Source organism: Klebsiella sp. K5-45, assembly GCF_030128605.1.
Classification (GTDB): domain Bacteria; phylum Pseudomonadota; class Gammaproteobacteria; order Enterobacterales; family Enterobacteriaceae; genus Klebsiella; species Klebsiella quasipneumoniae.
The window spans coordinates 86,102-106,611 of record NZ_JAKUZW010000011.1; the positions used below are offsets into that span (position 1 = coordinate 86,102).

22 protein-coding genes are annotated in these 20,510 nt (G+C 61.6%); 9 read left to right on the plus strand and 13 right to left on the minus strand.

Annotation, left to right across the window (positions count from 1 at the left end; all coding sequences use genetic code 11):
• Nucleotides 1–2: 2 nt before the first annotated feature.
• The 4 genes from MKS11_RS22040 to MKS11_RS22055 are packed head-to-tail and all read right to left on the minus strand — an operon-like array spanning nt 3 to nt 3,060.
• The gene (locus MKS11_RS22040) at nt 3–692 is read right to left on the minus strand and encodes an amino acid ABC transporter permease (protein WP_017900979.1); all 690 of its coding nucleotides are present in this window, start codon (nt 690–692) and stop codon (nt 3–5) included.
• A complete protein-coding gene (locus tag MKS11_RS22045) occupies nt 682–1,434 on the minus strand; it encodes an amino acid ABC transporter permease (RefSeq protein ID WP_017900980.1) in 753 nt (250 codons plus the stop codon). Before MKS11_RS22045 ends, MKS11_RS22040 begins: the two co-directional genes overlap by 11 nt.
• Nucleotides 1,431–2,249, minus strand: a complete 819-nt coding sequence (locus MKS11_RS22050) for an amino acid ABC transporter ATP-binding protein (protein WP_004204909.1) — start codon at nt 2,247–2,249, stop codon at nt 1,431–1,433. The genes MKS11_RS22045 and MKS11_RS22050 overlap by 4 nt, the downstream gene beginning before the upstream one ends.
• Nucleotide 2,250: 1 nt before the next feature.
• Nucleotides 2,251–3,060, minus strand: a complete 810-nt coding sequence (locus MKS11_RS22055) for an ABC transporter substrate-binding protein (RefSeq protein WP_002890106.1) — start codon at nt 3,058–3,060, stop codon at nt 2,251–2,253.
• Nucleotides 3,061–3,388: 328 nt separating this feature from the next.
• Between MKS11_RS22055 and MKS11_RS22060 the strand changes: the two genes are divergently transcribed.
• Nucleotides 3,389–3,565, plus strand: a complete 177-nt coding sequence (locus MKS11_RS22060) for a hypothetical protein (RefSeq protein ID WP_012542732.1) — start codon at nt 3,389–3,391, stop codon at nt 3,563–3,565.
• A gap of 116 nt (nt 3,566–3,681) precedes the next feature.
• Here the strand turns inward: MKS11_RS22060 and MKS11_RS22065 are convergent, their stop codons facing one another.
• Genes MKS11_RS22065 through MKS11_RS22085 form a run of 5 tightly spaced genes read right to left on the minus strand, consistent with a single transcriptional unit; the run spans nt 3,682 to nt 8,213 of the window.
• Nucleotides 3,682–4,377, minus strand: a complete 696-nt coding sequence (locus tag MKS11_RS22065; protein WP_004204908.1) for an ABC transporter ATP-binding protein — start codon at nt 4,375–4,377, stop codon at nt 3,682–3,684.
• Complete coding sequence (locus tag MKS11_RS22070) at nt 4,370–5,152, minus strand: ABC transporter ATP-binding protein (protein WP_017900983.1); 783 nt, start codon at nt 5,150–5,152, stop codon at nt 4,370–4,372. The genes MKS11_RS22065 and MKS11_RS22070 overlap by 8 nt, the downstream gene beginning before the upstream one ends.
• Nucleotides 5,139–6,188: a branched-chain amino acid ABC transporter permease gene (locus MKS11_RS22075; RefSeq protein WP_002890127.1), complete on the minus strand. Its 1,050-nt coding sequence runs from the start codon at nt 6,186–6,188 to the stop codon at nt 5,139–5,141. The genes MKS11_RS22070 and MKS11_RS22075 overlap by 14 nt, the downstream gene beginning before the upstream one ends.
• On the minus strand, nt 6,188–7,087 hold the full coding sequence (locus tag MKS11_RS22080; RefSeq protein WP_002890128.1) for a branched-chain amino acid ABC transporter permease: 900 nt from the start codon (nt 7,085–7,087) through the stop codon (nt 6,188–6,190). Before MKS11_RS22080 ends, MKS11_RS22075 begins: the two co-directional genes overlap by 1 nt.
• 19 nt (nt 7,088–7,106) lie before the next feature.
• Nucleotides 7,107–8,213: an ABC transporter substrate-binding protein gene (locus MKS11_RS22085; RefSeq protein WP_162574700.1), complete on the minus strand. Its 1,107-nt coding sequence runs from the start codon at nt 8,211–8,213 to the stop codon at nt 7,107–7,109.
• Here MKS11_RS22085 and MKS11_RS22090 point away from each other — a divergent pair.
• Nucleotides 8,206–8,349, plus strand: coding sequence for a hypothetical protein (locus tag MKS11_RS22090; RefSeq protein WP_032426080.1), 144 nt, complete (start codon nt 8,206–8,208; stop codon nt 8,347–8,349). The two genes, MKS11_RS22085 and MKS11_RS22090, sit on opposite strands and share 8 nt — an antisense overlap.
• Nucleotides 8,350–8,775: 426 nt before the next feature.
• On the opposite strand, the gene eutC is transcribed toward MKS11_RS22090, so the two are convergent.
• The 3 genes from eutC to eat are packed head-to-tail and all read right to left on the minus strand — an operon-like array spanning nt 8,776 to nt 12,326.
• Nucleotides 8,776–9,552, minus strand: a complete 777-nt coding sequence (gene eutC / locus MKS11_RS22095; protein WP_004204903.1) for an ethanolamine ammonia-lyase subunit EutC — start codon at nt 9,550–9,552, stop codon at nt 8,776–8,778.
• On the minus strand, nt 9,549–10,937 hold the full coding sequence (locus MKS11_RS22100) for an ethanolamine ammonia-lyase subunit EutB (RefSeq protein WP_062914663.1): 1,389 nt from the start codon (nt 10,935–10,937) through the stop codon (nt 9,549–9,551). The genes eutC and MKS11_RS22100 overlap by 4 nt, the downstream gene beginning before the upstream one ends.
• A 9-nt stretch (nt 10,938–10,946) precedes the next feature.
• Nucleotides 10,947–12,326 carry an ethanolamine permease gene (eat, locus tag MKS11_RS22105; protein WP_048323119.1) on the minus strand — a complete coding sequence of 460 codons (1,380 nt, stop codon included), beginning with the start codon at nt 12,324–12,326 and terminating at the stop codon, nt 10,947–10,949.
• 62 nt (nt 12,327–12,388) lie between these two features.
• Between eat and MKS11_RS22110 the strand changes: the two genes are divergently transcribed.
• From MKS11_RS22110 to tauD, 7 genes are all read left to right on the plus strand, one after another.
• Nucleotides 12,389–12,517: a hypothetical protein gene (locus MKS11_RS22110; RefSeq protein WP_161992934.1), complete on the plus strand. Its 129-nt coding sequence runs from the start codon at nt 12,389–12,391 to the stop codon at nt 12,515–12,517.
• An 82-nt stretch (nt 12,518–12,599) separates the two neighbouring features.
• A complete protein-coding gene (mmuP, locus tag MKS11_RS22115) occupies nt 12,600–14,009 on the plus strand; it encodes an S-methylmethionine permease (protein ID WP_004204899.1) in 1,410 nt (469 codons plus the stop codon).
• A complete protein-coding gene (gene mmuM, locus MKS11_RS22120; RefSeq protein ID WP_004204898.1) occupies nt 13,996–14,928 on the plus strand; it encodes a homocysteine S-methyltransferase in 933 nt (310 codons plus the stop codon). The genes mmuP and mmuM overlap by 14 nt, the downstream gene beginning before the upstream one ends.
• A 240-nt stretch (nt 14,929–15,168) precedes the next feature.
• Complete coding sequence (gene tauA / locus MKS11_RS22125; protein WP_004204897.1) at nt 15,169–16,131, plus strand: taurine ABC transporter substrate-binding protein; 963 nt, start codon at nt 15,169–15,171, stop codon at nt 16,129–16,131.
• Between the two features lie 11 nt (nt 16,132–16,142).
• Entirely contained in the window at nt 16,143–16,910 is a 768-nt protein-coding gene (gene tauB, locus MKS11_RS22130) for a taurine ABC transporter ATP-binding subunit (RefSeq protein WP_004178719.1), read from the plus strand.
• A complete protein-coding gene (tauC, locus tag MKS11_RS22135) occupies nt 16,907–17,734 on the plus strand; it encodes a taurine ABC transporter permease TauC (protein ID WP_008805332.1) in 828 nt (275 codons plus the stop codon). Before tauB ends, tauC begins: the two co-directional genes overlap by 4 nt.
• Entirely contained in the window at nt 17,731–18,582 is an 852-nt protein-coding gene (tauD, locus tag MKS11_RS22140; protein ID WP_042939275.1) for a taurine dioxygenase, read from the plus strand. Before tauC ends, tauD begins: the two co-directional genes overlap by 4 nt.
• Nucleotides 18,583–18,756: 174 nt before the next feature.
• Here tauD and MKS11_RS22145 read toward each other — a convergent pair whose 3' ends face one another.
• Nucleotides 18,757–20,475, minus strand: coding sequence for a lysophospholipid acyltransferase family protein (locus MKS11_RS22145; RefSeq protein WP_004204890.1), 1,719 nt, complete (start codon nt 20,473–20,475; stop codon nt 18,757–18,759).
• Nucleotides 20,476–20,510: the final 35 nt, after the last annotated feature.

The window sequence follows — 20,510 nt, forward strand, 5'->3', positions numbered from 1 at the left end:
CCTTATCCGGCGGTCGCGCGGCGGGTAAAGCGCCGGCTGGCCAGCAGGCTCAGACCGCAGCACAGCAGGTAGTACACAGCGCCGGTGAAGACGAAGATCGCCAGGGGATAGATTTGCACCCGGTTGTTGACCTGGCCGGCCACGGTAGTCAGCTCCGGGACGTTGACGATAAACGCCAGCGAAGTGTCCTTCAGCAGGCCGATAAAGATCCCCACCAGCGACGGCTGAACGTTGCGCAGCGCCTGCGGGAGCAGCACCAGGCGCAGCGTTTGCCCGGGGGCGAACCCCTGGGTCAGCGCCGCCTCATACTGTCCTTTCGGCAGCGACTGCAGCCCGGCCAGCACCGAATGCATCACCGAGGCGGCGGTAAACCACGCCAGCGCCAGGGTCACGGTCACCGCGCCGGGCAGATCGCCGCCGGTCAGCATCGGCAGCAGATACCACAGCCAGAAGATGACAAATATCAGCGGGATGCCGCGGATAATTTCCGCCCACAGGAACAGCAGACGTCGCGTCAGCCCGCCGTAGCGCCAGGCCAGCCCCGCCAGCGCAATGCCTCCCGGCAGCGCCAGCAGGGTGGCGCCGATGGCCATCAGCAGGGTCAGGGCCACGCCGCCGGGCTGGCCCTCCGCCAGCCGGCCCCACAGCAGGTAATCAAGGTTATCGGCGATCACCGCCAGATTAGCGTTCATGTTGGGCGCTCCGTTGCAGTTTTCTTCCCGGGCCGAGACGCGTTAGCGCCACGCCCATCGCCACCCCCAGCGCCAGATACAGCGCGGTGCCAACGGCAAACGCCTCCAGGGCGTGCGCGTTATAGCTCTCAATCTGCCGCACCTGATAAGTCAGTTCCGCAAAGCCGATGCCGCTGGCCAGCGATGAGAGTTTCATCAGGTTGAGATACTGGCCGACAATCGGCTGCCAGGCGTTGGCCAGTCCCTGCGGCAGGAGGATAAAGCGCAGCTCCTGCCACGGGGTAAAGCCCTGCGACAGCGCGGCTTCCCGCTGCCCGTGGCTGACGGCGCGCAGTCCGGAGGCGATCTCTTCCACCAGAAAGGCGGAGGTAAAGACCCCCAGCCCCCACATCGAGCAGAGGAACTCCGGCGTCAGCCACCAGACGTTGCCCGGCAGAATGGACCAGGCGTGCTCGTCGTTTACCACGTCCTTCACCGCCAGCGGCAGCAGGTTCCAGGCGGCAAAGTACCAGAACAGCAGCTGGACCAGCAGCGGAGTATTGCGAAACAGCGAGACCCACGCGGCCACCAGCCCGCGCCCCACGCGGCCGCCGCCGAGACGCAGGGCCAGCAGCAGGACCGCCAGCGCAGTGGCGAGCAGGATCCCGGCGACGCTGACCCAGACGGTGGTGAGAAAACCAGAGATAATCCATTGCAACGGCTGTCCGCTCAGGACGCCGTGCCAGTCAAGCATCGGCGTCACTCGAGGCTCTCCTGGTGCAGCGGATCCAGCACCTTCTGCAGAAAACGCCGCGCGCGGGCATGCTGCGGATGGGCGAAAAACTCAGCCGGCGGGGCGACCTCGAGAATGTCGCCGCCGTCGATAAACACCACCCTGTCGGCAATTTCGCGGGCAAACTGCATCTCGTGGGTCACCACCAGCATGGTGATCCCACTGTGGGCGAGGTTTTTCATCACCTGCAGCACTTCGCCGATCATCTCCGGGTCGAGGGCCGAGGTGGGCTCGTCGAACAGGATAATCTGCGGCGAGGAGGCCAGAGCGCGGGCGATGGCCACCCGCTGCTGCTGGCCGCCGGAGAGCTGCGCCGGCATCTGCTGCGCTTTCTCCTCCAGCCCGACCTGGCGCAGCAGCGCAAGCGCCCGCTCCTGAGCCGCGCTTTTTCCCCAGCCGTGGACGCGCTCCAGCGCCAGCGTGATGTTCTCCTGCGCCGTCAGGTGGGCGTAAAGGTTGAACTGCTGGAAGACAAAGCCGACGCGGCTGCGCAGCTGGCGCAAGGCGCTGCCGCTCAGCCGGCTGGTGGGTTTACCGTCGATCAGGATCTCGCCGCCGCTTAAGGATTCGAGCTGGTTGATCAAGCGGATCAGCGTCGATTTTCCCGATCCGGAAGGACCGAGGATCGCCACCACTTCGCCGGGCTCGACCTGCAGGTTGATGGCGTTAAGCACCTGATGATCGCCGTAGCGCTTGGCCACCTCACGAAACGTTATGCTGGCGCGCTGCAGACGTGAAAAATCCGCGGCCGGGGCCGCGGAGTGGGAGAATAAACCCGAGAACATATTATTTCGCTTCTATGGTAAAGGCGCGCGGCTGCGGCGTTTTAGTGGCAGGGCCAAACCAGACATCGTAAATTTTCGCGGCTTCGCCGGTTTTCTCCAGCTTCACCAGCTCATCGTTGACGGCCTTCAGCAGGGCCGGTTCGCCTTTCTTCACGCCCACGCCAATCTCTTCTTTGCTGAGCAGATCGGGCAGAATTTTAAACTTGGCTTTATCCGGCGCTTCCGCCAACAGACCGGCAAGGATAGTGCTGTCCTGGGTGATGGCCTGGACGTTGCCGTTGCGCAGGGCGGTCAGGGCCAGCGGAATATCGTCATAGGAGAGGACGCGAGCCTGCGGGAAACGCTGGTGCAGGGCCTGTTCGCCGGTGGTGCCTTTCACCGCGCCGATGCGCGCTTTGCTGTACTCATCAAGCTTATCCGGAGAACCGGCCGGCACGAGGAACTGCTGGCCGGTGACGAAATACGGCGTTGAGAAATCAATAACCTGGGCCCGCTCCGGGGTGATGGTAATGTCGGCGACGATCAGGTCGGCTTTGCCGGACTGCAGCAGCGGAATACGGTTGGCCGGGTTAGTGGCCACCAGCTCGAGTTTGACGCCGAGCGCTTTCGCCAGCGCCTGGGCAAAGTCGACGTCGTAGCCGACGATATGGTGGGTTTTGGCGTCTACGGAGCCGAACGGCGGGTTGGCGTCAAAGGTGGCGACTTTCACGACGCCAGCGGCTTTGATGTCAGCCAGCTGGTCGGCCTGCGCCTGCGAGGCGAGCAGCAGCATACCCAGCGCCAGTGCGATTTTTGTGGTTTTGTTGCGCATAGTTTTTCCCCTGAATCCCTGTTTTGTTTTGTGGACATCACGCTCCCATAAATTGCCCATCGGCGGCAAAGAAGAAAAAATTCTTATCTATAACCAAAAAGAACTTAACAAACCTGTGGGTATTCTTTATGCGCCGCTGGCGTTTTCCCGGTGCGACAACGACCGCCGAACGGTTCCCTCTCCCTCAGGGAGAGGGTTAGGGTGAGGGGAAAAGGACCGGGGGTAATATGCGCCAGCCAGGATTGCAAATTCGGAATTAATATTTCCCGCGCCCGGCCAACTGTGGTTGAAATAGACCCAGGCGATACGCTTCCCGACAGAGGAGAAAATGAAAGTGGCATTGTGGCAACGGTTAACGGGCTGGCTGGCTTTTTTGTCCAACGGTGAAGCCGGACAGCAAGATACCCAACGCGTCATGGAGGCGATCCTGCCGGTGGCCAGCCTTTACGGCGTGGACATTGGCAACGTGGAAACCCGGTGGTTCCGTCATGATAAGACATACTGAGCGCCGCAGGACGCGAGAAGCCTACTGGAACGAGGTGTGCTTTGTGTAGCAAGAGACTGCCTGAGGTTGCGGCCTCGCAGGAGGCGCCGCCGCAGCCCAGGCAGTTTTGACCATGCCTATCCCCCCAGATACATCCGCTTAATTTCCGGATTAGTCAGCATCTCCCGCGCCGCGCCTGACAAGGTGATCCGGCCATTCTCCAGGACATACGCCCGATCGGCGATCGCCAGCGCGGCCGTCGCATTCTGCTCCACCAGCAGCACCGTCATATTCTCTTCGCGCAGTTGCTTAATGATGCCGAACAGCTCGCCGACAATTTTCGGCGCCAGTCCGAGGCTCGGTTCATCCAGCATCAATAACACCGGCTCGCTCATCAGCGCCCGGGCGATGGCCAGCATCTGCTGCTCGCCGCCGCTCATGGTGCCAGCCATCTGATGGCGCCGCTCCTTGAGCCGTGGAAAGAGGGCGTACATGCGATCGCGCAGGCGGGTGTAGCCGGCGAGATTATTGTAAGCGCCCATGCGCAGGTTCTCTTCGATGGTCAGGTTGGTAAAGACCCGGCGTCCCTCCGGCACCAGCGCAAGCCCGCGGCGCACGATCTGGTGGGTCTGGCTGCGCGAGATATCGTCGTTAAGGAAGCTGACGCGCCCGCTGGAGCGCACCAGGTTGACGATCCCATTGAGGGTGGAGGTTTTACCGGCGCCATTGCTACCGATCAGGGTGACGATCTCCCGGTCATAGACGTCGATATCGACGCCCTTCAGCCCCTGGATCACGCCGTAAAAAACCTTAAGTTCCCGGGCGTTAAGCATAATTGGCTTCTCCCAGATAAGCGGAAATGACGTCCGGATGCTGGATCGCCTCGGCCATCAGGCCGCTGAACAATGGCTTACCATACTCCAGGACCATCACCCGTTCGCACAGGCGGTTGACGAAGGGCATATCGTGCTCGATTAACAGGACGCTGAGCTGATAGTCATGGCGCATGCGGAAGATCAGCTCCGCCAGATCCTCGGTCTCCTTTGGGTTCATCCCGGCAGCCGGCTCATCGAGCAGCAGCAGCTTCGGCGCGGTGGCCAGCGCGCGGGCGATCTCCACTTTGCGCTGGTTGCCATAGCTCAGGTTCGTGGCCTGCATATGGGCGAAGTGGGCGATGCCGATATCCTCCAGAATGGCCATCGCTTTGGCCTTCGCCGCCCGCTCGGCCGGAAAGTAGCGGCCAATGTGCAGGGCCGCCTCCAGCAACGAATAGCGGCTGGCCCGGTCGAGCCCGACCATCACATTCTCCAGCACCGTCATAGAGTTAAACAGCCGGATATTTTGGAAGGTGCGAGCGATCCCGGCGTTCACCACCTGGTTGGGCTTCAGCCCCTTCAGCGAGGCGCCCGCGAGGGTGACGCTGCCGCTGGTGGGCTTATAGTTGGCGGTGATGACGTTAAACAGGGTGGTCTTACCCGCGCCGTTCGGGCCGATAAGGCCAAAGATCTCCGCCTCGTCAACATGAAAGCTGACGTTGTCGATGGCCCGCAGGCCGCCAAACTGCATGGTGACGTCCTGCACCTGCAGGATGATTTTATTTTCCGCCATAGCCGCCGCTCCTTCTTCCGGTCTGCCAAATCTCTTTTTTCCCCAGCAGCCCTTCGCGGGCGAAGAGCATGATAATCAGCAGCAGCAGGGAGAAGACCACCATTCTCAGGCCCGGATAGGCGCCGAGATCGTGACCGAAGAACTGCAGCGGCTGGTCGAGAAAGCGCAGCCACTCGCCGCTGCCGACCACCAGCACGGTGCCGAGCAGGGCGCCGGTGGTGCTGCCGAGTCCGCCGAGGACGATAATAATCAGCAGCTGGAAGGTGAGCATAAAGTCGAACAGCCCCGGGGAGATGGTGGTCAGCAGGGAAGCCAGCAGACCGCCGCCGATCCCTTCGAAGAAGGCGCTGGTGGCGAAGGCGCAGGTTTTAATGCGGAAGGTGTTGACCCCCATGGCGATCGCCGCATCTTCGTCGTCGCGAATAGCTTTCATCATCCGACCATACTTCGACCACACCAGCTGGAGGATCATTCCGGTGGCCAGCAGGGCGAACAGCCCGCACCAGAACAGAAGATGCGGCTGCTGCGGAATATCGTTCAGCCCGATGGCGCCGTTGGTGATTTGCGGGTTGTTAATGGCGAGGATCTTGATGATAAACCCGAAGCCGAGGGTGACGATGGCCAAGTAGTCGCCCCGCACCCGGAAGACCGGTACGGCGAGGCACACCGCCAGCGCCGCCGCGCACAGGCCGCTTATCAGCAGGGCGGGGAGGAAACCCGCGTGCAGGCTGAGGATCCACGGGCTGGGGGCGGCCATTTCAAACATGTCTACCTTGCTGTCGCTGGAGAGGATCAGCAGGGCGGTGACGTAGGCGCCCACCGCCACGAAGCCGTTCGGCTCCAGCGACAGCTGGCCGGTCACGCCGTTGATCAGGTTGTAGCTGACCGCGAGGATCATAAAGATAAAAATGGTGCTGATGACGCGAACAATGTAGTCATTAAAAACCACGTTGATTCCGGCCAACAGCGCGATACAGATGACAATAATGGCCAGGTTGCGCAGCTGCGCCCCGGCGGTCGTCGTCGCGTTGAGCATCAGAAACGGCTCCTTTCCAGACGTTCGTCGCCCATAATGCCGACCGGGCGGAACAAGAGGACCAGAATCAAGAACAGGAAGGCGAAAGCATCTTTATAGCCGCCCAGTTCGGGGAAGATCGCCACCGCGACCACTTCGGTAAAACCGAGGATAAAGCCGCCCAGCACCGCGCCGGTGACGCTGCCGATCCCGCCCAGCACGGCGGCGGCAAAGGCCTTCAGGCCGATAAGCACGCCCATCAGGGGATCGATCGTCGGGTAGCTGATGGAGTAGAACACGCCGCCGAGCGCCGCGAGGCTACTGCCGAGGGCGAAGACCAGAGAGATGATCCGGTTGGCGTCAATGCCCATCAGGCGCACGGTGTTGACGTCAAAGGCCACCGCGCGGATCGCCATCCCATAACGGGTGCGGTACAGCAGCCAGAGGATCGCCAGCAGCAGCAGGACGGTGATCAGCGGCACAATCCACGCCACGTTGGTAATGATGACGCTGCCAAAGGCCCGGGTCTGGTTGAAAAAGTCCGGGGCGGAGAAGAAGCGCGAGCTGCCGCCGAACAGCACGTTAAACAGGTTTTCGAGGAAGAAGCTGACACCGATGGCGGTGATCAGCATGGAGATTTTCGAGGCCTGACGCAGCGGACGATAGGCGACCCGGTCAATTAGCATACCAAACAGGCCGCACAGCCCGAGGGTCAGGAAAACGGCTACCCCGAAGGGTAGCCCAACCGAAGAAAATAAAAACAGCGTACTAAACGCGCCGACCATCATCACGTCCGCATGGGCGAAGTTGATCAGCCGCAGCACGCCATAAACCATCGTATAACCGATGGCAATCAGGGCGTACATGCCCCCAAGACTCATTCCATTGACCACTTGCTGGAGAAAAATGGCGCCGTCCATTTTGTAGCCTCGTCACAACTTAAGGGTTAACCACGGTACGAAACGCCAGCTTGCCATCTTTCACTTCGTTGATGACCGCGCTGCGAATGGCATCGCCGTTCTGTAAGGTCAGCGTGCCGGTCACGCCCTGGAAATCTTTGGTGGCGCGGATTTTTTCATTTACGCAGACCCGATCGTGGGGATCGCTGCACTGGTTCATGGCGTTGACGATGACGTTATAGGCATCCGCCGCCATTGCGCCCCAGGTATGGGTCGGCTGCTGGTATTTGGCTTCCCAGGCTTTGATGAAGGTTTCCCCCGCCGGGGTCTGCTCTTTGGCGTTCGGCGAGTAATAATCGGTGGTCATATAGCCGTTGACCGCGTCTTTACCGACATCGAAGAAGACCTGATCCGCGGCCAGACCATCGCCGCCCACCACCGGTTTGTTGAGCCCCAGCTGTTTAGACTGCACGGCAATCAGCGCCCCTTCGGTGTAGTAGATCGGCATATAAATCATGTCGACATTCTTCGCCTTGACGCTCGCCAGCTGGGCTTTAAAGTCCTTGCTGCCGCCCGGGGCCTGGACCTCGATGGGAATGGTGCCGCCGTTTTTCAGGAACTGGGTGCGGAACGCTTTCGCCAGGCCGACGGAGTAATCGTTGCTGCTGTCAAACACGATGGCGGCGGTTTTGGCTTTCAGATCGCGGGAGGCCAGATTGGCCCCGACCACCCCCTGGAAGCTGTCCGAGAAGCAGACCCGGCTGACGTAGGGATGGTTGCGGGTGACGCGGTCGTTGGTGGCGGTGGAGGAGACCAGCGGCGTTTTGCTGTCGTCGGCGATCTTGGTCATCGCCAGGGTGTTGGAGGAGGTGACTTCCCCGATCACGGCATCCACTTTATCGCTGGAGACCAGCCGCTGCATGGCGTTGGCCGCTTCGACTTTATCGCTTTTATCATCGATGATGATAAGCTTGATGGTATCGCCATTTTTTAACGTCGGGGTGATGGCCTGAATAATGTCCAGACCTTTCTGCGACGGCTGGCCATAGCCGCTGAGGGCGCCGCTCAGGGGTAATACCACCCCGATTTTAATTTCCGCTGCCTGCGCGCTGCTGGCGCCGACCAGCGCGGCAACCAGCGTGGCCATTAAAGACGCTTTCCCGGAAAACGATTTCATGGGTATTTCTCCGTCGGTCGATTATTTATCTTTAACCATCAATGACTGCATAACATTGAGGAATAATGCGCCAGCTTATCCGGCGAATTATTGGCTGTTATGTTGAATAGATAACGAGATATATACCCTAAATAATTCGAGTCGCATGAAGGCGGCAAGTGAGCGAGTCCCCAGGCGCTTACAGAAGTAAGTGACTGACAGCCAACGCACATGCAACTTGAAGTATGACGGGTATTTTTAATGCGCTGAATTACCTTACAACGTCCGTTTCGTTTTTACTCATGCAATATTCTTATTACCTGCAGGCAAGGGCATAAGGCTGGCGACCACACGGTTTTTGATACGGTGAACGCATTTTGCCGGGTGGCGACAGGCGCCTTCCCCGGCCTGAAAACAGGCAATATACCGGTTAAACGGTTTTCGTCGGCCCGCGCAAGCGAAGCGCCGCCGGGAAATTTCAGCGTGCACCCGAATATAATATTCAGGTGCGCCCGGTAATATTAACAATCTATTCTGCTGCTCACGTGACTTATTATTTTAAAGGGGGCAATGGTTTTATTTTCCCATGCAGCGCCGGATTATCGCTTTCATCTTTCAGGCGCACGCCGGTAAGCCGTCGTAAAAAAGCCTGCTCCAGCAGCCAGGCCAGTTTAAAGGCGGCGGCGTCATGGCTCAGCCCTTCCGGGCGAATATTGGAGATACAGTTGCGCTCCGACTCCAGCCGCTGCCGATGCGGCTGCCAGGTGAGGTAGACGCCGAGGCTGTCCGGTGAGGAGAGACCCGGTCGTTCGCCAATCAGGATCGCCACCGCGCGGGCTTTCAGGGTTTCGCCAATATCATCCCCCAGCGCCACCCGTGACTGATGCGCCAGCACCACCGGCGCCAGGCCGATACCCAGCGTCTGCAGGTAGGGCAGCAGGGCGCGGATCAACGGCACCGCCTGGCGCTCTACCGCCCATGAAGAGAGGCCGTCGCCGATCACCAGCAGCAGGTCGGCGGGGCGGACGCCGCTGGCGGCGAGGTCGGCGCGGCTTTCGTCGGCAAGCTGCCTTCCGAGATCCGGACGCCGCAGATAGGTGTGACGGTCCGGCGCGGCGCTGTGCACCGTCAGAGCGTCGAGGCCGAGCGCCGCCAGCGGCGCCACCAGCTGCTGGCTGGCGAACGGCTGATGAATGGCGTCCCGCGCTCTGGCGTGGGCCAGACCAAAGTTGAGGACTTCGCGGGTCGGCAGGCTGGCGCCGCTGCGCCCCAGGGCAATCCGTGCATCGGTAAATTCACGCAGCGGGTTCCAGGCGTCGGGACGGTTCATACGGGGGCTCCTTGCGGCAGGACGGACAGCAGCGGATGGCGGGCGTCGGTGAGCCGCAGCGCGCCGTGCGGATCGATAATTTGCATCTTCGCCAGCCAGTCGGCGAACTCCGGGGCATGCTTTAAGCCCAGCAGGCGACGGGCGTACAGCGCGTCATGGAACGAGGTGCTCTGGTAATTGAGCATGATATCGTCCGCCCCGGGCACGCCGATCAGGAAGGTGAGCCCGGCGGCGCACAGCAGGGTCAGCAGGGTGTCCATATCATCCTGATCCGCTTCCGCGTGGTTGGTATAGCAGACGTCGCAGCCGATCGGCAGGCCCATCAGCTTGCCGCAGAAGTGATCTTCCAGCCCAGCGCGAATAATCTGCTTGCCGTCGTAGAGATACTCCGGACCGATAAAGCCGACCACCGTATTGACCAGCAGCGGTTCAAAGTGGCGGGCGACGGCGTAGGCCCGCGCCTCGCAGGTCTGCTGGTCGACGCCGTGGTGGGCGTTGGCCGACAGGCAGCTCCCCTGGCCGGTCTCAAAATACATCACATTGTTGCCGAGGGTACCGCGCCTGAGGCTCAGGGCCGCCTCGCGGGCCTCCTGCAGCATGGCAAGATTGATGCCGAAGCCGCTGTTGGCCGCTTCGGTTCCCGCCACCGACTGAAACACCAGATCCACCGGCGCGCCGCGCTCAATCAGCTGCAGCGTATTGGTGACGTGGGTCAAAATGCAGGACTGGGTGGGAATGGCGAAGCGCTGGATAATATCGTCCAGCATCACGTTCAACTGCGCCAGCACCGGTAAGCTGTCGCTGGCCGGGTTGATGCCGATCACCGCGTCCCCGGCGCCGTACAGCAGCCCGTCGAGCATACTGGCGGCAATGCCTTTCAGGTCATCGGTGGGATGGTTGGGCTGCAGGCGTACGCTGAGGTGGCCGGGCAGGCCGATGGTGTTGCGAAAGCGCGTCACCACCTGACATTTGCTGGCGGCAAGGATCAGATCCTGATTGCGCATCAGCTTACTGACCGCCGCCGCCATCTCCGGGGTGATGGCGCGGGCGACCCGCTGCAGCGTGGCGGTATCGGTGGCATCGTCCAGCAGCCAGTCGCGGAAATCGCCGACCGTCAGGTGACGCAGGGCGGCAAAGCCCTGCGCATCGTGGGTGTCGAGGATCAGGCGGGTCACTTCGTCCTGCTCGTAAGGGATAAGCGGATTGTCGAGGATGTCGGTCAGCGGCACCTCGGCGAGGGTCATTTTCGCCGCCATCCGCTCTTCGGCTGAGTGGGCGATAACCCCCGCCAGGGCGTCGCCGGAGCGAGCCGGCGACGCTTTCGCCATCAGCGTTTTCAGACTATCAAAGCGCCATACCTGGCCCGATAGTGTGGTTTTATACATGCCGCCTCCTCAGGAGACCGTTCGCAGTTGAGGATCCACTGGCGCCCGTTCACGGGCCGCTGCGGTTTTGCGAAACCACAGGTAGCCTCCGAGCATCATCGCCGCGAAAATCAGCGCCAGCAGCAGGTTATACCAAACCATCGCCACCAGGCAGAGCACCGCCATGCCGAGGGCAAAGGCCGGCGCCAGCGGGTAGAGCGGCGCGCGGAACGGACGGATCAGCTTCGGCTCGCTACGGCGCAGTTTGAACAGCGCCGCCATGGAAGTGATATACATAACAATAGCCCCAAATACCGACATGGTGACGATGCAGGCGGTTAGCGGCATGCCGCTGATGGTGATCAGCGAGTCGGAGAAAATCGCGGCGATGCCCACCACGCCGCCGGCGAGGATCGCCAGATGCGGAGTGCGGGTGCGGCGATTGAGGGTGGCCAGACCGGCGGGCAGATAGCCGGCGCGGGCGAGGGAGTAGATCTGCCGCGAGTAGCCCATAATGATGCCGTGGAAGGAGGCGACGAGGCCAAACAGCCCCAGCCACACCAGCATATGCAGCCAGCCGCTGCCGTTGCCCACGACCGTCTTCATCGCCTGGGGCAGAGGATCGTTAATATTGGACAGCGCGCGCCAGTCGCCGACGCCGCCGGCGAAGACCATCACCCCAATCGCCAGCACCGTCAGCGTCAGAATGCCGCCGCCCAGGGCGCGGGGAATGGTGCGCTGCGGATCTTTGGCCTCTTCGGCGGCCATGGAAGCCCCCTCAATGGCGAGGAAGAACCAGATAGCGAACGGAATGGCGGCGAACATCCCCGGCAGCGCCAGGCCGCTAAAGCTTTCCGCGCCCGCCCAGCCGTTAGTGGTGAAATGGCTCCAGGAGAAGCCGGGGGCGACTACGCCCATAAACACCAGCAGCTCGAAGATGGCCAGCAGGGTGACGATCAGCTCGAAGGTGGCGGCGATGCCGACGCCGAGGATATTGAGCGTCATAAAGATCAGGTAGGCGCCGCAGGCGACCCATTTCGGATCCAGCGCCGGAAACTGCACGTTGAGGTAGGCGCCGATGGCCATGGCGATGGCCGGCGGGGCGAAGACGAATTCAATCAGAGTGGCAAAACCGGCGATAAAGCCGCCGGTGGGCCCGAAGGCGCGGTAGGCATAGGCGAAAGGGCCGCCAGCGTGCGGGATGGCAGTGGTCAGCTCGGTAAAGCTGAAAATAAAGGCGCAGTACATGGCGGCGACCGCGAGGGCGACGACCATAAACCCCATCGTGCCCGCCTGCGACCAGCCGTAGCTCCAGCCGAAGTACTCCCCGGATATCACCAGTCCGACGGCGATCCCCCATAAACGAAAACTGCCGAGCGTTCTTTTTAAGGTGGTGGTGTGCTCTGTCATACGTGTTGCCTCGCCAGATAGAAAGGTTCTGAACGACAGGCTGCAAAGAGAGTGCCAGAACGTTGTCCGTCGCGATGAGGCGCCAGTTCGGGGAGCGCCCGTCGGCGCTGCGCAAAAATGGGGCAGGCTGCACGCTGTCGGCGCGCGACCTGGTGCAGCGGCTTTGCTTTTTCAGCGGCGGCACGGTATAACACTTCTTCTTTTGGATGTTTAGATGTCTATACGTTTATACGCATCATGACCCGGGCAAGCGGGTTGGCGTGAGAAAATAAAATGCAAAGCACAACACAACAACAAGGTGGGCAACTGAAGCGCACCATGAAAACGCGTCATCTGATCATGCTGTCGCTCGGCGGCGTGATTGGCACCGGCCTGTTCTTTAATACCGGCTATATCATCTCCACCACCGGCGCGGCCGGGACGCTGCTGGCGTATCTGATTGGCGCCCTGGTGGTCTGGCTGGTGATGCAGTGCCTCGGCGAACTGTCGGTAGCGATGCCGGAGACCGGCGCTTTCCACGTTTACGCGGCGCGTTACCTTGGCCCGGCGACGGGCTATACCGTGGCGTGGCTCTACTGGCTGACGTGGACGGTGGCGCTGGGTTCGAGCTTTACCGCCGCTGGCTTCTGTATGCAGTACTGGTTCCCGCAGGTGCCGGTCTGGATCTGGTGCGTGGTGTTCTGCGCGGTGATCTTCGGCCTTAACATCATTTCGACCCGCTTCTTCGCCGAAGGCGAGTTCTGGTTCTCGCTGGTGAAAGTGATCACCATCATCGCGTTTATTATTCTCGGCGGCGCGGCCATTTTCGGCATCATTCCGATGCAGGATGGCTCCCCGGCGCCGGGCCTGCGCAATATCACCGCCGAAGGCTGGTTCCCGCACGGCGGCCTGCCGATCCTGATGACCATGGTGGCGGTGAACTTCGCCTTCTCCGGGACGGAGCTTATCGGCATTGCCGCCGGGGAGACGGAAAACCCGCATAAGGTTATTCCGGTTGCCATCCGCACCACCATCGCCCGGCTGATTATTTTCTTTATCGGCACCGTATTTGTGCTGGCGGCGCTGATCCCGATGCAGCAGGCGGGGGTGGAGAAAAGCCCCTTCGTGCTGGTGTTTGAAAAGGTGGGTATCCCTTACGCGGCGGATATTTTCAACTTCGTGATCCTGACGGCGATCCTCTCGGCGGCCAACTCCGGCCTGTACGCTTCCGGGCGGATGCTCTGGTCGCTGTCGAACGAGAAGACGCTGCCGGCCTGCTTTGCCAAAGTCAATAAACGGGGCGTGCCGGTGACCGCGCTGTCAGTGAGTATGCTGGGCGGCGTGCTGGCGCTGTTCTCCAGCGTGGTGGCGCCCGACACGGTGTTTGTGGCGCTGTCGGCGATCTCCGGTTTTGCGGTGGTGGCGGTGTGGTTGAGCATCTGCGCCTCGCACTTTATGTTCCGCCGCCGCCATCTGCAGCAGGGTAAGGCGCTGAGCGACCTGCAATATCGCGCCCCCTGGTATCCAGTGGTGCCGATTCTGGGCTTTGTGCTGTGCCTGGTGGCCTGCGTGGGCCTTGCTTTTGACCCGAGCCAGAGAATTGCGCTGTGGTGCGGGATCCCCTTTGTGGCCCTGTGCTATGGTGCCTGGTATCTTACTCGTTCACGGAAAATGACTCAGGAGCCCCAACATGTCGCAGACTAATCCGTTTACCGCCCTGCTTGCCGCCCAGCCTTTCGTGCTGCTGGACGGCGCTATGGCCACCGAGCTGGAGGCCCGCGGCTGCGATCTGGCTGACAGCCTGTGGTCGGCGAAAGTGCTGCTGGAGAACCCGCAGCTGATCCGCGATGTGCATCTCGACTACTTTCGCGCCGGGGCGCAGGTGGCGATCACCGCCAGCTATCAGGCCACCCCGGCGGGTTTTGCCGTACGCGGGCTGGATGACGCGCAGTCCCGGGCGCTGATCGGCAAAAGCGTCGAGCTGGCGCGCAAAGCGCGCGAGGCGTACCTCGCCGAGAACCCGCAGGCCGGCACGCTGCTGGTCGCCGGTTCGGTGGGGCCGTATGGCGCGTTTCTTGCCGACGGCTCGGAGTATCGCGGCGATTATCAGCGCAGCGCGGCAGAGTTCCAGGCCTTCCACCGGCCGCGCGTCGAAGCGCTGCTGGATGCGGGCGCCGACCTGCTGGCCTGTGAAACCCTGCCGTCATTCGCCGAGATCCAGGCCCTGGCGGCCCTGCTGCAGGAGTATCCCCGCGCTCGCGCCTGGTACTCCTTCACGCTGCGCGACGCCGAACATCTGAGCGACGGCACGCCGCTGCGCGAGGTGATGGCCGCCCTGGCGGATAACCCGCAGGTGGTGGCGGTGGGGATCAACTGTATCGCGCTGGAAAATACGCCCGCGGCGCTGGCGCATTTGCACAGCCTGACGGCGCTGCCGCTGGTGGTCTATCCTAACTCCGGCGAGCATTATGATGCGGTGAGCAAGACCTGGCATCATCATGGCGAAGCCTGCGCCAGCCTGGCGGATTATCTGCCGCAGTGGCTGGCGGCCGGGGCGAAGCTGATCGGCGGCTGCTGCCGCACCACGCCGAAGGATATTGCTGAGCTTAATGCGAAGCGCTGAGTTTTTTGCCGGGTGGCGCTGCGCTTACCCGGCCTACATATTGCGCGATCCTTAGGACGGGCAAGGCGCAGCCGCCACCCGGCGCCAACCATCTGCCACCAACCAATCGCTCAAAATCAACTATCCTTTCCCGCTTTTGTTCTAAAAACGATTCGCTATTAGCCAGAATTTTTAATTACTTCATCTCCATCCTGATGCCGGAAATACTGCACCTATAACAACTCAGGGGAAGCAGACATTATGGCATTCACATCGCGAATTACTCTACTGGCGGCGCTGGCCGTCGCCGCCTTCCAGGCGCAGGCGGTCAACGTGACCGTGGCGTATCAAACCTCCGCTGAGCCGGCGAAAGTCGCCCAGGCGGACAACACCTTCGCCAAAACCAGCGGGGCGACCGTCGACTGGCGGAAATTTGACAGCGGCGCCAGCGTGGTGCGCGCTCTGGCCTCCGGCGATGTGCAGATCGGCAATATCGGCTCCAGCCCGCTGGCGGTGGCCGCCAGCCAGCAGGTGCCGATTGAAGTGTTCCTGCTTGCCTCAAAGCTCGGCAACTCCGAAGCGCTGGTGGTGAAGAAAAGCATCACCAAACCGGAAGATCTGATCGGCAAGCGCATCGCCGTGCCGTTTATCTCCACCACCCACTATAGCCTGCTGTCGGCGCTCAAACACTGGGGCATCAAGCCGGGCCAGGTGCAGATTATTAACCTGCAGCCGCCGGCGATTATCGCCGCCTGGCAGCGCGGGGATATCGATGGCGCTTACGTCTGGGCGCCAGCGGTTAATGAACTGGAAAAAGAGGGCAAGGTGCTGACCGATTCCGCGCAGGTTGGGGAGTGGGGCGCGCCGACCCTCGACGTCTGGGTGGTCCGTAAGGACTTCGCCGAGCAGCATCCGGAGATTGTCAAAGCGTTCGCTAAAAGCGCCATCGACGCCCAGCAGCCCTACATCGCCAACCCGGAGGCATGGCTGAAACAGCCGGACAACATCAGCAAGCTGGCGCGCCTGAGCGGGGTGCCGGAAGCCGATGTCCCGGGGCTGGTGAAGGGCAATACCTATCTCACCGCCGCTGAGCAGGCGCAGGCGCTGAACGGGCCGGTCAATCAGGCCATCGTGGATACCGCGCGCTTCCTGAAAGAGCAGGGCAAAGTGCCTGCGGCGGGAACCGATTATCGTCAGTACGTGACTGACCGCTTTGTGAAGTAAAGGAGGCGGCGATGCTGCAAATCTCGCATCTTTCCGCCGACTACGGCGGTAAACCGGCGCTGGCGGATATCAACCTGACGCTGGAGAGTGGGGAGCTGTTGGTGGTGCTGGGGCCCTCGGGCTGCGGTAAAACTACCCTGCTGAACCTGATTGCCGGATTCGTGCCCTATCAGCACGGCAGCATCACTCTCGAAGGTCAGCGGGTGACCGGGCCGGGCGCAGAGCGCGGCGTGGTCTTCCAGAATGAAGGTCTGCTGCCGTGGCGCAATGTGCAGGATAACGTGGCGCTGGGTCTGCAGCTGGCGGGCGTGGATAAAGCGCAGCGCCGGCAAGCGGCGGCGCAGATGCTGAAGAAGGTGGGTCTCGAAGGGGCGGAAAAACGCTTTATCTGGCAGCTGTCCGGCGGTCAACGCCAGCGGGTGGGCATCGCCCGGGCGCTGGCGGCGAATCCGCAGCTGTTGCTGCTGGATGAGCCCTTCGGCGCGCTTGACGCCTTTACCCGCGAGCAGATGCAGACATTGCTGCTGAAACTGTGGCATGAGACCGGCAAACAGGTGCTGCTGATCACTCATGACATTGAAGAGGCCATCTTTATGGCCACCGAGCTGGTGCTGCTGTCGCCGGGGCCGGGACGGGTGGTGGAGCGGCTGCCGCTTGATTTCAGCCGTCGCTTTGTCGCGGGCGAATCCTGCCGCAGCATCAAATCCGACCCGCGGTTTATTGAACAGCGGGAATACATTTTGAGCCGGGTGTTTGACCAACGGGAGGCTTTCTCATGAGCGTGGTACTGAACGACAAACCGCGTCAGACGACGCTGAAATGGCGCTGGCCGCTCTCCCGTCAGCTTACCCTCAGCGTGGCGACCCTGGCGGTGCTGCTGGCCGTCTGGTGGGCGGTCGCGGCGCTGCAGCTGATTAGCCCGCTGTTTCTGCCGCCGCCAGGACAGGTGTTGCAGAAGCTTATCACCATCGCCGGGCCGCAGGGCTTTATGGATGCGACGCTCTGGCAGCACCTGGCGGCGAGCCTGACGCGGATCGTTATCGCGCTGCTGGCGGCGGTGCTGATCGGCGTACCGGTGGGGATCGCCATGGGGCTCAACTCAACGGTGCGCGGGATCCTCGATCCGCTGATCGAGCTTTATCGTCCGGTGCCGCCGCTGGCCTACTTACCGCTGATGGTGATCTGGTTTGGCATTGGTGAAACGTCAAAGATCCTGCTGATCTACCTGGCGATTTTCGCCCCGGTAGCGATGTCGGCGCTGGCGGGGGTGAAAAGCGCGCAGCAGGTGCGGATTCGCGCCGCCCGTTCGCTGGGCGCCAGCCGGGCGCAGGTGCTGTGGCTGGTGATCCTGCCCGGCGCGCTGCCGGAGATCCTCACCGGGCTGCGCATTGGTCTCGGGGTGGGCTGGTCAACGCTGGTGGCCGCTGAGCTGATCGCCGCCACCCGTGGGTTAGGGTTTATGGTGCAGTCCGCCGGCGAGTTTCTCGCCACCGATGTGGTGCTGGCGGGGATCGCAGTCATTGCCATTATCGCCTTTTTACTGGAACTGGGGCTGCGCGCGCTGCAGCGCCGCCTGACGCCCTGGCATGGAGAAGTACAATGAGTGAACGTCTGAGCATTACCCCGCTGGGGCCGTATATTGGCGCGCTGGTGACCGGGGCGGATTTAACCCGTCCGCTGAGCGACAACCAGTTTGAGCAGCTGTATCACGCGGTGCTGCGTCATCAGGTGGTATTCCTGCGCGAACAGAATATCACCCCGGCGCAACAGCGCGACCTGGCGCTGCGGTTTGGCGACCTGCATATTCATCCGGTCTACCCTCACGCCCCTGGCGTGGAAGAGATTATCGTCCTCGATACCCACAACGATAATCCGCCGGATAATGACAACTGGCATACCGATGTCACCTTTATCGACACGCCGCCCGCCGGCGCCATTCTGGCGGCGAAAGAGCTGCCGGCGACCGGCGGGGATACTCTGTGGACCAGCGGCATTGCCGCCTGGGAAGCGCTGTCAGAACCCTTCCGGCAGCTGCTGAGCGGCCTGCATGCGGAACACGATTTCCGTAAATCGTTCCAGGAGTATAAGTACAACCACACGGAAGCCGAGCATCGGCGCTGGCAGGAGGCGGTGGCGAAGCATCCACCCCTGCTGCACCCGGTGGTGCGTACCCACCCGGTGACCGGCAAGCAGGCGCTGTTCGTTAATGAAGGCTTTACCACGCGGATTGTCGACGTGACCGAGAAAGAGAGCGCGGCGCTGCTGAGCTTCCTGTTTGCCCATATCACCAAACCGGAGTTTCAGGTGCGCTGGCGCTGGCAGCCGAACGATGTCGCTATCTGGGATAACCGGGTGACGCAGCATTACGCCAATGCCGACTATCTGCCGCAGCGGCGCATTATGCACCGGGCGACGATTCTCGGCGATAAGCCGTATTACCGGGCGGGGTAAGGCTTGTAGCCGGTTAAGGCATCAGCCGCGAGCCGCGGAGAAAAGCGGATGCTGCATTGCCCGTAGCTTCCCGGAGGCGGCGCCTGACGCGCCTTTTCCGGGCTACCGATCCGTCGGAAACGGTGAACCGTAGCCCGGCTAAGGCGCAACGCGCCGCAAGCCGGGAAAAAGCTTTTATGCCGATTTTTGCGCACCCAGATGCGCGCCAATATAGCGCTGATAGCGGTTCGCTTTCAGATAGGTCAAATCCACCAGCACCAGACCATCCACGCAGTTATTGAAATCCGGATCGCTGCCGAAATCGATAAACTGCACGCCGCCCGGCTCGCACACTTCCGAGTACTGCTTATACAGCGGCGGGATCGCGCAGCCGAGGTTGCCGAGCAGGGACTTCAGCCGGGCCAGGTCGTCGTTGTAATCCTCCCCGCCAAACTGCGCCAGCACGTCGGGCAGCGACGCCGGATAAGGGCGACGGGACTCCGCCAGCGGGTGCGTGGCCGGGAACCACAGCCGGTAGAACGCCACCAGCAGATCGCGAGCGGCGGGCGGCAGCCCACCAGAAATCGATACCGGGCCAAACAGATAGCGATAGTGCGGGTAGCGCGCCAGATAAGCGCCGATGCCGGACCACAGGTAGTCCAGCCCGCGTCGACCCCAGTAGCGCGGTTGGATAAAGCTGCGCCCAAGCTCAATGCCGTGCTGCAGGATGTCGTCCATTCGCCCGTCGTAGTGGAACAGACTGGAGCTGTAGATCCCCTCCAGGCCGCGCTTTGCCAGCTGTATGGCCGTCGGCATAAAGCGGTAAGCGCCGACGATCTCGAGGTCTTCTTCATCCCACAGGATCAGATGCAAATAGTCGTCATCATACCCGTCGATATCCCGCCGTTTGCCGCTGCCTTCGCCAACCGCGCGGAAGGCGATTTCCCGCAGGCGTCCCAGCTCGCGCAGCAGCGGCGCCTCCTCCTGACCGTTGCGCTGCCAGAGGTAAATCACTTTGCCATCGGCGGTGCGGCCCAGGCATTCGGCCTTGTGCAGTTCGCGTTTGAGCCGCGCCCGATCTTCCGGGCGGGCGATGGCGCTTTCAGTTTTGAACTGCCCAGGCAGCCCTTTGCGCAGCTGTTCAAGGTGCTGATAGCAGCGGCCGGTAAGTTCGCGAGCGCTGGACTGGGCATCGAACCAGCTCGACCAGGGGATCTGCTGGCCGATACGCACCGGCAGGCTGCTGTTGCGCCGGCGAAACATCTGCTGCATCAGCAGGAGCAGCGGCAGGTTGTCGGAGACCAGGGTGCTGGCGTAAAACAGGGCGCTGTTGTGGGCATGAATCCACGCCGGCAGCAGCGGGGCGCGATATTTCGCCGCCAGCTTAATAAAGCCCGAGTGCCATTTTTTATCGCGAATGCCGCGACGGGTAAGGCGAGAGACTTCCCCCGCCGGGAAGAAGATCAGCACCCCACCAGCCTGTAGCTGCTGGTCCATCTGCTGCAGCGCCGTTTTAGCGGTGCGGCCATGAATATTATCTACCGGGATAAACAGCGAGCTCAGGGGCTCAAGGTGGGTGAGCATGCGGTTGGTGACCACTTTGACGTCGCGTCGCACGCGGGATACCGCATACAGGAGCGCCAGGCCGTCGAGGGTGCCGGTGGGGTGGTTGGCGATAATGACCAGCGGGCCATATTCGGGGATTTGTTCGAGATCGTGCGCCGGGATGGCGCAGCGGATATTGAGGTATTCCAGCACCTGTTCGACCGTATCAAGCCCCTTCAGGTGGCGGTGACGGTCGGCAAATTGTTGAAACTCTTCCTCATAAAATAGCTTTTTTAACAGTTTCTTTTGCCAGGGGGCGGGCCTCGCCTGAGGCCACAGGTCATCGAGTACGTTGTCGAGACTAAACATAGTGGCTCCTCCTCCGTCCTGCCCAGACAGTAGAA

What these genes read in the sequence shown, in the direction of transcription:
- mmuM (WP_004204898.1), top strand. Translation starts at nt 13,996, where the DNA reads ATGTCGCAGACTAATCCGTTTACCGCCCTGCTTGCCGCCCAGCCTTTC.
- MKS11_RS22100 (WP_062914663.1), bottom strand. Translation starts at nt 10,937, where the DNA reads ATGTATAAAACCACACTATCGGGCCAGGTATGGCGCTTTGATAGTCTG.
- tauB (WP_004178719.1), top strand. Translation starts at nt 16,143, where the DNA reads ATGCTGCAAATCTCGCATCTTTCCGCCGACTACGGCGGTAAACCGGCG.
- MKS11_RS22075 (WP_002890127.1), bottom strand. Translation starts at nt 6,188, where the DNA reads ATGCTCAACGCGACGACGACCGCCGGGGCGCAGCTGCGCAACCTGGCC.
- MKS11_RS22050 (WP_004204909.1), bottom strand. Translation starts at nt 2,249, where the DNA reads ATGTTCTCGGGTTTATTCTCCCACTCCGCGGCCCCGGCCGCGGATTTT.
- MKS11_RS22085 (WP_162574700.1), bottom strand. Translation starts at nt 8,213, where the DNA reads ATGGCCACGCTGGTTGCCGCGCTGGTCGGCGCCAGCAGCGCGCAGGCA.
- MKS11_RS22080 (WP_002890128.1), bottom strand. Translation starts at nt 7,087, where the DNA reads ATGGACGGCGCCATTTTTCTCCAGCAAGTGGTCAATGGAATGAGTCTT.
- MKS11_RS22065 (WP_004204908.1), bottom strand. Translation starts at nt 4,377, where the DNA reads ATGCTTAACGCCCGGGAACTTAAGGTTTTTTACGGCGTGATCCAGGGG.
- tauA (WP_004204897.1), top strand. Translation starts at nt 15,169, where the DNA reads ATGGCATTCACATCGCGAATTACTCTACTGGCGGCGCTGGCCGTCGCC.
- MKS11_RS22145 (WP_004204890.1), bottom strand. Translation starts at nt 20,475, where the DNA reads ATGTTTAGTCTCGACAACGTACTCGATGACCTGTGGCCTCAGGCGAGG.
- tauD (WP_042939275.1), top strand. Translation starts at nt 17,731, where the DNA reads ATGAGTGAACGTCTGAGCATTACCCCGCTGGGGCCGTATATTGGCGCG.
- tauC (WP_008805332.1), top strand. Translation starts at nt 16,907, where the DNA reads ATGAGCGTGGTACTGAACGACAAACCGCGTCAGACGACGCTGAAATGG.
- MKS11_RS22060 (WP_012542732.1), top strand. Translation starts at nt 3,389, where the DNA reads ATGAAAGTGGCATTGTGGCAACGGTTAACGGGCTGGCTGGCTTTTTTG.
- eat (WP_048323119.1), bottom strand. Translation starts at nt 12,326, where the DNA reads ATGACAGAGCACACCACCACCTTAAAAAGAACGCTCGGCAGTTTTCGT.
- MKS11_RS22040 (WP_017900979.1), bottom strand. Translation starts at nt 692, where the DNA reads ATGAACGCTAATCTGGCGGTGATCGCCGATAACCTTGATTACCTGCTG.
- eutC (WP_004204903.1), bottom strand. Translation starts at nt 9,552, where the DNA reads ATGAACCGTCCCGACGCCTGGAACCCGCTGCGTGAATTTACCGATGCA.
- mmuP (WP_004204899.1), top strand. Translation starts at nt 12,600, where the DNA reads ATGCAAAGCACAACACAACAACAAGGTGGGCAACTGAAGCGCACCATG.
- MKS11_RS22070 (WP_017900983.1), bottom strand. Translation starts at nt 5,152, where the DNA reads ATGGCGGAAAATAAAATCATCCTGCAGGTGCAGGACGTCACCATGCAG.
- MKS11_RS22055 (WP_002890106.1), bottom strand. Translation starts at nt 3,060, where the DNA reads ATGCGCAACAAAACCACAAAAATCGCACTGGCGCTGGGTATGCTGCTG.